Origin of the sequence: Alkalinema pantanalense CENA528, from assembly GCF_050753345.1 — a bacterium.
GTDB lineage: Bacteria > Cyanobacteriota > Cyanobacteriia > Leptolyngbyales > Leptolyngbyaceae > Alkalinema > Alkalinema pantanalense.
This window is the reverse complement of the sequence record NZ_JBLZFX010000021.1, coordinates 1-12586: the sequence shown is the minus strand read 5'-3', so window position 1 is coordinate 12586 and position 12586 is coordinate 1. Positions and strand designations below refer to the sequence as shown.

The window sequence follows — 12586 nt, the reverse complement described above, 5'->3', positions numbered from 1 at the left end:
ATAGGGCGGCTTGATGTAGCAATCTGAATGCAGCTTTAGGGAACAGTGCATCAATAAAATCCCAATTGGGTAGGGGTAGGAGAGTAAAAGGGTAGGAGGGTAGGGGAATGAAGAGGGGATATTATTTCTTTGCAAATCCCTTAATACAGATAAATGGCCCCAGTTTTATCTAAATTGAGGGTACGGTTGCCTTGGCCGATCGTGGGTTTAATTTCAACATTTGCCACATTGCTTGATTTATCAACGGTGACGCTGTATTCCACATTGCCGCTATCCCGTAGAGAGTTGATATTGACAAAAACGGGGGGCTGAAAGTCGCTGAGCATGACCGATTGGCCAGGGGCTAGCCGTCGAAAATTGGTGTGGGTGGTAATCAGGTATTCTAGGGTTTCTTGGGTTTTGTTAATGAGTTGAATTTTGGCAGGTTTTTGGAGATCCACGCGAGCTGCGGGCACCCAAAACTCCTCATTGGACTTCTCCGCTTCCTTCGTTTTGGTCATGGGCAGTTCATCGATCGGCTGAGGATTGGCCATTGCAGCAGAGGGCCATACCTGCTCAAGGGCCACGAGTGCCAGCGTGGCGATCGTGATAATTCCGAGGGAGTGCAGTGTTCTTAAGCCTTTCCACAACATGACCCGTCTCCTTTTCAAATATCAATTATTTTGGCTTGATTAAATTATGACACGGCAAATTTAGAGTCGGTTGTGGGGAGATAATTTGTGGAAAACGAGAATTAATTTTTGGGATGAATCCGCTTGTTCTAGCCTGCTTCGCCAGGGCAGCGTGCTGGAAAGCTCTCATTTCGTGCGATCATCGGATTCAGTGTGCTTTCAGTGTGTTTTCAGTGTGCTTAATTCTTGAGAGCGCTTAACTCTTTAGCCTTTTGACGGATTCCAGCCCTAGCCTTTTGACAGATTTCATCCATGTTGTTTGATTCTAATCACTATTGGCTTCGTAACGCCCATGTTCCCGCTTCGTTAATCCTAGGGGGATCCAAGTGGACACCCCGCAAGCCCCCGATCGACAATTTGCTGGCGGTGGACATTGAAATTCAGGATGGGGTCATTGGCACGATTACGGCGGCGGGGACGTTTACGAGTTTTAGTGCGCCGTCGATCGATCTACAGAATGGCATAGTGTGGCCTTGCTTTGTGGATATGCACACCCATTTAGATAAGGGACACATTTGGAACCGTGCACCGAATCCCAATGGAACATTTGAAGGTGCGCTGACCACTGTTCAAAAAGATTCTAAACAACGCTGGAATGAACAGGATGTTTATCGTCGAATGGAATTTGGCCTGAAATGCAGTTATGCCCATGGAACTCAGGCAATTCGTACCCATATTGATTCTGCTGATAAACAGGGAAAAATTAGTTTTGAGGTCTTACGGCAATTGCAAGCGGAATGGCACGATCGCATCACGTTGCAAGCAGTTTCCTTGGTTTCGTTAGATTATTACCTGACGCCGAAAGGGGAAAAGCTAGCGGATTTGGTGGCGGAGATGGGTGGCATTTTAGGGGGTGTTGCTTATACAAATCCGGATTTGGATCAACAAATCGATCGTGTGTTTCAATTAGCAAAACAACGCAAATTATTGCTGGATTTCCATGTGGATGAAAATGGCGATCCGGAGTCTCGGTGTTTGCATCACATTGCGGCGGCGGTGATTAAGCATAAGTACAAGGGGAAAGTGGTTTGCGGCCATTGCTGTAGTCTTGCGGTGCAACCTGCGGAACAAGCGGCGGAGACGATCGCGTTGGTGAAAAAAGCAGGGATTGGCATTGTTAGCTTGCCGATGTGTAATCTTTATCTCCAGGATCGGCAGGCGACTCGAACACCCTATTGGCGCGGGGTAACGCGATTGCATGAATTGAAAAAAGCAGGGGTTCCGGTGGCGATCGCCAGTGATAATTGCCGTGATCCGTTCTACGGCTTTGGGGATCATGATGGGTTAGAGGTATTCAATCAATCGGTACGGATTGCCCACCTTGATCGGCCCTATGGGGATTGGCCCAATGTGATGACGATGACGCCTGCGGATTTGATGGGGTTGCCTCAGGCGGGGCGGATTGGGGGCGGATTAGGGGCGGATTTGATTCTGTTCAAAGCACGTAACTTTAGTGAACTGTTATCTCGCAGTCAACACGATCGCATTGTGCTACGCAATGGAAAACAAATTGAAACAACGTTACCGGATTATGCGGAGTTGGATGATCTGATGTGAAGCGATCGGATTGCCATGGGATAGGGGCGAACAGGTCGCTAGAAAATAGATACCCCTGAAAGGGATGCTCCTGAAACGATCGATAAACGATCGATCGAAATATCGCGTTTGGATTCTGGGTTTGGCTGTCTATAAATTTCAGAGTGTTTGACTCTATAGGGTTTCAAGTGCTTTTCTCGATTTGCTGGCTACTGATTTGTTGGCTACTGATTTGTTGGCTACTGGATTTGTCGGCTCCTGTATGAATAATTGAGGTGAAGCAATGCGTTCCGAAGTTCTAAGATAAGTTTATATCGTTGAGTGAAACTCTAAATTGGCCCCCATAACATGTCTGAACCGCAACGCCCCGAGGATCCCCAACCTGTCCCTCTGCGCCAATCTGACCCTGAAAAGTATGCCTATCTGCGGGCAGAAGCCACAGCGCCCTATCGTGGGTTGCGGCAATTTATCTATGTGGCCTTTGGAGCGTCGGGATTTGTGGGTGGCATTTTCTTTCTGGCGCAATTTCTGGCGGGACGTGACGTTGATTCAGCCTTGCCGAACTTAGCGTTGCAAGTGGGGGTGGTGGCGTTAATGGTGACCTTGTGGCGTTGGGATCAACGATCGAAGGATAAGGCGATCTCGGCCATTCGCAAACGGGAACGCCAGAGAAATTCCTAGGAAACAGTCAAGTTAAACGCAAACAGCCTGAAAGAAGCGTGCCTAGGGATTTGCAAAGAAATAATATCCCCTCCTCATTCCCCTACCCTCCTACCCTTTTACTCTCCTACCCCTACCCAATTGGGATTTTATTGATGCGCTGTTCCCCTAGGATGGCCTGTTGAGCTGTAATCGCCCTTCTGTGACGTTTTAACTTTCGTGACGTTTTTTAGAGACCTATGGGGAAGTATTGACACCTATGGGAAAAGTAGCACATTACTTCAAGATCTCTCGATCTGGATCAAACCAAGCGATAATCGTAGCTAACTTCAAGCTGTAGATTTTCCCATTCAACGCGATCGTGTGCCTTTAGGAGGCTGGGTCATGGGTTCTAGCAGGATTCAGCAATCGACATCGCAGGCATCGCAGGCATCTGCGGCCAGTCCCTCAGCCCTCCAGGGAGACAAGGGGTTGTTGCCATCACGATCGCGTGAACTACACCGTGAACTACACCGTGACCCGACTCAAACTGAGACTCTGCCTCAACAGGCGCAATCACCACTACAGCCGCCCATTCTGCATGAGTTTGGCAATTTTGCGGTGGATGCCCCAGGACGGGAAGCTGTGCCTCCTTGGATTCAGCCTAAATTGCGAGTTGGGCCCGTTGGCGATCTCTATGAGCAGGAAGCCGATCGGGTGGCGCAGCAGGTGGTACAACAATTACCCAGACTGTCAGCCTCTGCAATCAATCCTGTTCATCTTAAAGCAACCAGTATTCATCCTTCTCCATCTGCTGCAATTCCCATACAACGCTTGCCTCAGAAACCTTTTGCACAATCCCAACCCAGAAATTTACGTTCACCGCAGCAGCCCTTGGGACAATCGCAACCTAGAAATTCACCCTTTCTAGAGGAAGAGGATGAAGAGAAAACCGTCCTCCAGCGAAAATCAACGAACCCAAGTGCTGCCATTGGGAGTGCCTTGGAAGGCGAGGGAACCGCACCGTCTGGGACGAAAAACCAGGGGGCAAATTTGGAATCCACGATCGCGCAGTCCCGTGGCAGTGGTCAGCCGCTAGCGGAGGGGGTTCGAGTTCCCATGGAACAGGCGTTTGGAGCTGATTTTAGTGGAGTGCGGGTACATGCCGATAGCCAGTCCGATCGCTTAAATCAATCGTTATTTGCGAAAGCGTTTACAACGGGTCAGGATATTTTCTTTCAACGGGGAGCGTATCATCCCAGTAGTCAGAGCGGCAAGGAATTGATTGCCCATGAGTTAACCCATGTGGTACAGCAAAATAACTACCTAGTGCAGCGAAATAGCCATGTAAATAACAAATTCCAGATTACGTCATCCTCTTACCCAACAGTCATTCAGCGGCAACCAGTTAACTTTAGTACTGTAAAGACATTGATCGAAGGAGCAGCACCTGGCCAAGGGTACCGCCTCACCTACGCTACTGAGGCATATAAAAAATTTGTGACAGAAAAGGAAAGTACAATCCGGACAATTTTAAAGCACAAGTTGCTGGGGAATTCCTACAAAAATAGTAGGTCTGCTTTGGAAAATGAATATAAAAGTGCTGCTAGTACCATTCAAGTCAAAAGCGACTATTTTGAGGGAGTTAGGCTTAGCGATTGGGGGCAAATCGGGGATTACACAACTCCTGACCAAATTAATACTTTAATTGGATCGTTTGTAGATACTCGCACTTACTCTGAAAGGGTTACAGCCGCTAACAAAGTATTCACGGATGATCTAGCCAGATTGACGGAACTGATTCCTAAACTTCCAACAATTTACCAAGCCGTTGAGGACGAGTTGCGCAAGGAAAGTCTTGGCGAAGCCCTGTCTGCAAAACTTGCGAAAAAGCTAGAAATTTTGAAAAAGCCAGAGACTGCTGAAGGAATGCCCACGGCGTTGAAGACGAAGCTGGGTGAAGTGATGGGGGAAATCAACCTCCTGAAAGCTGCAACGCTGAACGTAGAAACGCTGATAACATCCGTTAAAGATAAACCAACTACGAAAGTCATTAAAACCCAAGAGGATGCTAAGGCTGCTGTCCAGGAACTAATTGGCGAAGAAGCGGAGGTCAAACAGTTCCGGACGAACCAGACCCAAATCAAGGAGAAAGCTGAATTATTCCTAGCATTTTTTGAGAATGCGGATAGTGAAACTGCCAGCCTCAGTGCGAATCCTGCGGCAATACCTGCGGATCAGCCCGAAATTCATCAGTATTATCTCAAACATCCTAAATATATTAATCAGGCCATTGCTAAAACGATTTGGTCGGCTGACTACAAAGCCGTTGTCGTCGGTCTCTGGAAACAATATAAGGACTCCTGTCTAGATGCCTTACATGCAATGACTGATAGGGATGTGGCAGGATCGCTGACAAAGCTGAAAACCAAAGCCCCCTTCGACTGGGAAGCTAACTTACTGAAAGTCGTTCCACCCCCCGGCTCTGCGGAAGCTTTGAAGAAAATTCTTGTTGATTTTAATAGTGGTGGCGCTAAGAAGGACTTTCTCAGCCGCTATGAGATTGATAAAATTGGCAGCAGCATGGGCTATCGAGAAGTTCGATCGCCGCAAAGCAACAACGTTCTGGTTGCAAACAAAGGCGCTGCAACCGATCGTATGGGTTACGTCATCAACATCACCACTATTCCTAGCGATCCCAGTCCTCAACAAATTGCACAGAAATACTACAATCAAGGCTTTGATGATCAAACCCAAGCCAAAGAACGGATTGGCCTTGTGGTTGGGGTGAATCGCTTCCGCAGCCTCAATGGAACATCCGATGAACTGGTGAAAGCCCATGCCAATAAAAATGGTTTCGATCAGTTTAGCTTGGTGTCCTTTGGCTTCACTTGGGATTTTAACTGGAAGGCGAAAACAGCCCCTGACAAAGATGGATTTGACGGAGCCTTAGCCGCCTACAAAGAGCAGGACTACGAAACGAGACAGACTGCGCTGAATTATGAAAGGGCCAACATCCGTATCCAAGACCGTCTGCCCTATGCCCAATTTAAGGAAAGGGTGACGGCCCATCCCCAAACCCGTGCGATGGTTAATTTGCTGAAAACCTATAACAAGTACGTCTATATCCACTTGGGCGATGCAGATGCAGTCAGCTTGCAAGCCCCGGAAGAACAACCCACCACCAGCACCGCCGAAGCCCTCAAAGGCCCGTTAACCGATCCCAAGGACGGCAGCAAACCGAAAGGCATTTTTTCGCGCTATGACGTGGCGCTGGGGCCGAGCCATCCGTTCATGGCGATCGGGGGCTATGAGTTCCGCACCGAAGGCACCAGTGGCAGCGCAGAGGATAAAAAGGGTAAGGGTGATCTGAAACGGGATAATCTCGAACACCTTTTGACCTATCTGGCGAACCAACTGGATGAGGCGATCCGGATTGCCATTGCGACCGTTGAACCGCTGGCAGTGTACCCTACGGAACCGAATCTCGTCTTTCTGGCCTCTAGCCCTGACTATGATATGTATTCCTTAGACTTGTTCGATTCTAAAGGGAATTTAAAAACTGAGGGTTCGTTGTTTGGAGAAGGGGCACGGGAAGGCCGCAAACTTCAGAACAACTTGCTGAAGGCCCGAAAACGCAAAGGCATTGTCAGCAACGAAGTTCTCTACGATCCTCGGTTGAGCATTGCGACTGGGAGTGAGCGCTTCCGGCTAGAAGGAACTGCTAAAGCGGATCATAAACCAACGAGGCCTGAAAATCCCACCTATCAGGAACGCAGGAAAACCGCAATTACTGGAAAAACGGGCACCGTGCGCAAGGAAACCTTCAAGACGCAAATAATTGAGGATGTGGCTAATCAAGCACAAACCTTTGTGGGCCGTGCCCTCAAGCTAGAGATGAAAAAATTTGTTGCTAACAAGATACCAGACGAACAGTTCACAAAATTTACGAATCGTATTGGCAATGTCCTGTCTCAGAAATATATCGCCAAGGACAAATTCAGCGCTGATAAGATTGAAAAGGAGAAAGTGGGAGAAACCGATGCTCAAGTTAAAAAGTTAGAGATGGTGATGCGAGCGATCGAAACCACTTTAGCCAAACCAGCACTCAATAGTTTTTGGACAGAAATGAATCGGGTGATTGATGAATTGTATACTTCAGGCTACACAACAGATTAAATCAATTCACAACAGTAAGATTTCACTACGACCAGTCTTTTAGCGAATTCATACAAATCCTATGAGCAGCATTTTAGAACAGTTGATTAGCTTCTTTCAGAGTGAGAAATGGGAATTTGAACATATCGTTGCCCATCATCTTTTGAGGTTTGAAGTAGAAGGCACCCAGGGGGAATGGGTTTGCTACGCAAAGGCCAAGGAAGACGATCATCAGTTTATCTTTTACTCTAATTTGCCCAGTGGGGTGCCGCCAGAAAAACGATCGGCGGTGGCGGAGTATATTACCCGTGCAAATAATGGCTTAATTCTAGGTAATTTTGAACTGGATTTTGACGAAGGCGAGGTGCATTACAAAACCAGTATTGAAGCGGCTCCGGATGTTCTGACCGCCGATCTGATTCGCCCGATCGTCTATGCAAATTTATCGGTCATGGATCAATACTTACCAGGATTTGCTTGGATCATCACGGACAATCTGAGTCCAGCCGCAGCCATTCAACAGTTGGAAGAATCACTGCCTGAGGATTGAAAGTCGAACCAGGTCGAAGATTAAACTATCGTGCTAAGAACGGTGATACCTATGGATGGGAAACGAGTGCTGTTGGCGGGCGGAACGGGAGGGTTGGGGGTAGGTGTCACACCTGCAATTCTGGCCCAGGGTGCGGAGGTGACGATTCCCTACGTGAATGAGCGGGATCTCGATCGCTTGCGGCAGACCATTGCTCCGGCGGATTTTGCGAGGATCCGCTTTGCTCAAGCAGATTTGCGGGATGAGCGATCGGTGGAGACGTTGGTCAATGAAATGGGGCGGGTGGACGGACTGATTCAACTGGTGGGGGGCTTTTCCATGGGCAAGACCCACGAATATAGCTTTGAGCAGTGGAAGCAGGATTTTGACCTGAATCTGAACACGACGTTTTTGCTCTGTAAACACAGCCTGCGAAAAATGCTGGAGACGGGCTATGGCCGGATTGTGACGATCGGATCGCGGGGGGCCGTGCAACCGGGGGGACAGTTGGCGGGCTACTGCGCGTCGAAGGCGGGGGTGGTGGCGCTGACCCAGGCGATCGCCGATGAGACGAAGGGGCAAAACATTACGGCCAATGTGGTGTTGCCCAGTGTGATTGATACGCCAGCAAATCGAGCGGCCATGGGGGAGGCCAATGCTGATCAATGGGTGAAGCCGGAATCGCTCGCCCAGGTGATTTGTTTCCTGGTGTCGGAGGCGGCCCAGGACTTGCGCGGCGCAGTGATCCCGGTCTATGGCAATATTTAGACTAGCAACCTAGATCTGATAACCCAGATCTGATACCAGTTTGGACGGTGGACAACAACCATGACCCAGGGACGGCAATCCTCAACGCTTTCTCCCCAATCGGGGAACGCCGATCGAACGTGGAATTTCTGGTTTACGGTGCCGCTGTATCCCTATGGGAAACGCCCGACGCTACGGACGGAGGTGATTCCGGGGCGGATGTGGACGTTTGACCAGTTGCAGGGCATTTTTTACGTCGTGACGCCGATTCGGATGACGGTGGTCAAGCTGGAGGTGGGCGGGTTGCTGGTCTATGCGCCCGTGGCTCCGACGCGGGAATGTCTGCGGCTGATGGCGGAGCTGGTGCAGGCCCATGGCGAGGTGAAGTACATCATTTTGCCGACGGTGTCGGGGTTGGAGCATAAGGTGTTTGTGGGGCCGTTTGCGCGGCGGTTTCCCAAAGCGCAGGTGTTTGTCGCACCGAACCAGTGGAGTTTTCCGGTGAATTTGCCGCTGTCTTGGTTGGGGTTGCCGATCGGGCGAACGCAGGTGCTCCCAGAAGACAGTCGCCAAGCGCCCTTTGGTCAGGAATTTGATTATGCAATGCTGGGGCCGATTAATTTAGGGCTGGGGCCGTTTGCGGAGGTGGCGTTTTTCCATAAATCCTCTCAAACGTTGTTGCTAACGGATTCGATTCAGTCGGTGCCAGCGACTCCGCCAGCGATTCTGCAAGTGGATCCCTATCCGTTGTTGTTCCATGCGCGGGACTTGCCGTCGGAGGCGCTGCGGGATACGCCGGAGCTACGGCTGAAGGGTTGGAAGCGGATTGCTTTGTTTTCCTTTTATTTTCGACCGAGTGCATTGGACATTCCCACTTTGGGGGAGGCATGGAAGGCAGCGAAAAATGCGCCCGATCGCTCACGCAAGGCGTATTTTGGGTTATATCCGTTCTGTTGGAAGCCGGATTGGGAGCGATCGTTTGAGGTTTTGCGGGGCAATGGGCGGTTATTTGTGGCTCCGATTTTGCAGCAGTTGATTTTAAACCGGGAGCCACAGCAGACGATCGCTTGGGCCGATCGGGTGGCGCAGTGGAACTTCCATCGCATTATTCCTTGCCATTTGGATGCGCCGATCGTGGCGACTCCGGTGGAGTTTCGTCAGGCGTTTTCGTTTTTGGAGAAGCAGCCTGTTCGTCCGTATTTGTCGCCGTTGCCGAGTCAGGATTTTCAGTTGTTATACGAGATTGAAGCAGGTCTGCGCCAACGGAATATTACCCCTGCGGCGAAGGAGAAGGTTTGAAATCACTAAAGTGTTGAATATAGCGTTGATGAAGTATTCATCGTAACGTCGATCGCGTGTTCGATCCCCCTAAATCCCCCTTTTTAAGGGGGATTTTGAGTAAAACTAGATTAGAAATGGAAATTTTAGAAGTCTTTCTCCCATTCTTTCGAATTTTCTCTTGTTCCCCTTTTTTTAAGAGAGGCTAGGGGGAATCCGCTCTACTTGGGAAAACCGATCGATCTCCCTTACTCCAAGGCCCGATCACGCTCCATCATGCTGACGTATTGCCAGGTGGAACCGGGGACGGGCATGGGGGGACTCCAGCGAATACGATCGGAGAAACGCAAGGCATGTAATTGGTTGATCGCTGCTTGGACTTCTTTGCGAGTGCCAAATAGATAAAAACGAAATGGCTGACGTTCCGCATCGTTGACACGATCGGAATCACCAAAGTTCATGAACATGGGATTTCTCCTGGATGTTGAGGTGGGAGGAAATCCCAAAAATTAAAGCCACCCTTTTGCGCAGGACAAGTAGGGTGGCCCGATCGAATGTTAAAATCCGTGTCAGACCGCCTAGCTGCCACGCTCAGCTTCGGGGTTTAGCTGCCTTACGTTGTTGGTCGCAACTAGGGCAGCGCTTTAATTTTCGGGGTCTTAGCTGATCAATCGGGCTATTCAACACGGCTGCACTCAGCTATGAGAAACAACACTACGAAGAAAGTCCAACTCTGTCAACCGTACAAAGATAGTTTGTAACGTCGATGGTTGTCATATCGATGGTTGTCATATCGATGGTTGTCATATCGATGGTTGTCATGTCGATCGTTCCGGTGAGAAAAAAGAAAATTGCATGAAGCTAGCAGCAAATCCGAGCGCCCCCTCCCCCCACTGTAATTTGCATTTGTTACCGTAGAAGCGCCCCCTCCTCCCGGCTCCATCGTCATGCATTGGCTTCTCACTGGCTCCCTGAAAATCGATCGCCTAGAACTCCCGATCCAAAATCTGCCTCCCCATCTTGATGGCCTCAAAATTGTTCAACTCTCCGACTTCCATTGGGATGGCCTGCGCCTCTCCGCCGACCTCCTAGAAGCCGCGATCGCTGCCAGTAACCGCGAAGTCCCCGACCTGATCGCCCTCACCGGAGATTTCGTCACCCATTCCGCCCAACCCATCCACGAACTCGCCACCTACCTGCAACGCCTGCACAGTCGCCATGGTATCTACGCCGTTATCGGCAACCACGATCGCTACCACCGCACCAGCCAAACCGAAATTACCCAAAGCCTCGAAAAAGTGGGCATCCACGTCCTCTGGAACCAAGTCGTCTATCCCCTAGGCCAGGAATTCGCGATCGTCGGACTGGCAGAATATTGGGCCAAGGAATTCCAGCCCGCTCCCATTCTGGAGGCCATTCCCCAAGCAACCCCTCGTCTCCTGCTCGTCCACAATCCCGACGCCGCCAAAAACCTCACCCCCTGGCGCGTTGACCTGCAACTTTCCGGCCATACCCACGGCGGCCAAATCATTCTCCCCGGCATTGGCAACGTCTCTGCCTTCGTTTCCCGTCACTATCGAAAAATCCATTGGCGGATCAAAAAAGCCTTTCCCGTCCTCCGATCGGCCCACCGCGTTCTCAAAAACTGGGACTGGGCCAGTGGCTTGCATCCAGTGCCCAATCAGATGGGGCAAACCAATCTGCTCTACGTCAACCGTGGCCTTGGCACCTACCTGCCAGGGCGCATCCTCTGCCCCCCAGAACTGACCGTCATCACCCTAAGAGTGGCCCGATCCGCCTAACCCCTCTAGAACCGTCCCTAGGCAAATCTCTGGCCTAGGCTTGAATCCCTTTCACCTAGGGATTTATGCTTATTAATTAGAAACTCTGAGATCGCCCAATCTGAGTTTGGTTTTGCTCAACCCAAGGTTGATAGGGAACCGGATTTTGTAACTTCATTGCTCTAAGTCGGCTAGGGACTAGCGATCGCAACCCTTTTGCCCAGATAATGAGTGAATGTGCCTTTTTGAGATCTCTTTTTTTTTGTACCTTTGACCTGCCACCGCCGCTCACTTGGATGAATGCATTCATGACAAATCTGGATACTTCCTCAGTCAGCAGTCCCCTTCCCAACGATCTCCGCGCCCAATTTCTGTCTGCTACAGAACGTAATCGCCTCCCGATCGTGGATCAATTGGCCACCCTGGGGCAACCGGGCTACGAAGTACTCATGGACTTTTTGCGGGAGTACCCAGCCAGCGAGCAAGTTTTCACGAAATACGGAGCCGTGAACGCCGTCGCCGCCAAAGTCTACCAAACGCTGTTTAGTGCCCAAACTGAGGCAACCCAAGCATTCCTATCCGAGCAATTTCCCACGGGCATTGTCCCCCTCAAGTCCGATCGTTCGATCGATTATCTGCCCCTACAGCAACGACTGGCCCAACAGGACTTCCTAGAAGCGGACAAGCTTACCAGCCAAAAACTTTGTGAACTTGCGGGCGGCGATGCAATTCAGCGTAAGTGGGTCTACTTCACTGAAGTCAACACCTTTCCCACAACCGATCTGCGGACGATTAACGCCCTCTGGTTAGCCCATTCTGAAGGAAAATTTGGCTACTCCGTCCAGCGAGAACTGTGGCTCAGTGTCGGTAAAAACTGGGAAAAACTCTGGGCGAAAATTGGCTGGAAGGATGGAATTAACTGGACACGCTATCCGGGCCAATTTATTTGGACGATCGATGCTCCTAAAGGTCACTTGCCGCTGTCCAACCAACTACGGGGTGTGCGTGTGATCGAGGGGCTGCTCAGCCATCCGGCTTGGGAAAGCTAAGCCACTTCCATGAGGTCAGAAATCGGCTCAGATTCTGGCTCAAAGTTGAGCAAGTTGGGCAAAGTCAATTTACAGGTTGTCGTAACTACTCAGGCTGTGGTTTAAGCGACACAGGATTGCCCGAGAACAATCCAACGAGAGCGTCTAAAAGATTGATATTCTGCTTGCGCAAGGTGGATAAATAGCCCCGAATGCGAC

General features: G+C 50.1%; 10 protein-coding genes. 8 read left to right on the top strand and 2 right to left on the bottom strand.

The features are described 5' to 3' along the window. Nucleotides 1–140: 140 nt before the first annotated feature. Nucleotides 141–632, bottom strand: coding sequence for a hypothetical protein (locus ACN4EG_RS09155; RefSeq protein WP_431629040.1), 492 nt, complete (start codon nt 630–632; stop codon nt 141–143). Between the two features lie 291 nt (nt 633–923). Here ACN4EG_RS09155 and ACN4EG_RS09150 point away from each other — a divergent pair, with 291 nt between their 5' ends. From ACN4EG_RS09150 to ACN4EG_RS09125, 6 genes are all read left to right on the top strand, one after another. Continuing rightward, the gene (locus ACN4EG_RS09150; RefSeq protein WP_431629039.1) at nt 924–2228 is read left to right on the top strand and encodes a cytosine deaminase; all 1305 of its coding nucleotides are present in this window, start codon (nt 924–926) and stop codon (nt 2226–2228) included. Nucleotides 2229–2555: 327 nt separating this feature from the next. Further along, nucleotides 2556–2888, top strand: coding sequence for a DUF3493 domain-containing protein (locus ACN4EG_RS09145; protein WP_431629038.1), 333 nt, complete (start codon nt 2556–2558; stop codon nt 2886–2888). 363 nt (nt 2889–3251) lie between these two features. Next, nucleotides 3252–7025 carry an eCIS core domain-containing protein gene (locus ACN4EG_RS09140; RefSeq protein WP_431629037.1) on the top strand — a complete coding sequence of 1258 codons (3774 nt, stop codon included), beginning with the start codon at nt 3252–3254 and terminating at the stop codon, nt 7023–7025. Nucleotides 7026–7086: 61 nt separating this feature from the next. After that, on the top strand, nt 7087–7554 hold the full coding sequence (locus tag ACN4EG_RS09135; RefSeq protein WP_431629036.1) for a YbjN domain-containing protein: 468 nt from the start codon (nt 7087–7089) through the stop codon (nt 7552–7554). A gap of 51 nt (nt 7555–7605) precedes the next feature. Then, on the top strand, nt 7606–8301 hold the full coding sequence (gene fabG / locus ACN4EG_RS09130) for a 3-oxoacyl-ACP reductase FabG (protein ID WP_431629035.1): 696 nt from the start codon (nt 7606–7608) through the stop codon (nt 8299–8301). 60 nt (nt 8302–8361) lie between these two features. Continuing rightward, nucleotides 8362–9579 carry a DUF4336 domain-containing protein gene (locus tag ACN4EG_RS09125; protein WP_431629034.1) on the top strand — a complete coding sequence of 406 codons (1218 nt, stop codon included), beginning with the start codon at nt 8362–8364 and terminating at the stop codon, nt 9577–9579. 227 nt (nt 9580–9806) lie between these two features. Here the strand turns inward: ACN4EG_RS09125 and ACN4EG_RS09120 are convergent, their stop codons facing one another. After that, on the bottom strand, nt 9807–10025 hold the full coding sequence (locus ACN4EG_RS09120) for a hypothetical protein (RefSeq protein WP_431629033.1): 219 nt from the start codon (nt 10023–10025) through the stop codon (nt 9807–9809). Nucleotides 10026–10505: 480 nt separating this feature from the next. On the opposite strand from ACN4EG_RS09120, the gene ACN4EG_RS09115 reads away from it, so the two are divergent. Together ACN4EG_RS09115 and ACN4EG_RS09110 are read left to right on the top strand one after the other, a co-directional pair. Beyond that, on the top strand, nt 10506–11360 hold the full coding sequence (locus ACN4EG_RS09115; RefSeq protein ID WP_431629032.1) for a metallophosphoesterase: 855 nt from the start codon (nt 10506–10508) through the stop codon (nt 11358–11360). A 287-nt stretch (nt 11361–11647) separates the two neighbouring features. Next, entirely contained in the window at nt 11648–12388 is a 741-nt protein-coding gene (locus ACN4EG_RS09110; protein WP_431629031.1) for a GUN4 N-terminal ARM-like repeat domain-containing protein, read from the top strand. The last annotated feature ends 198 nt before the right edge of the window (nt 12389–12586 follow it).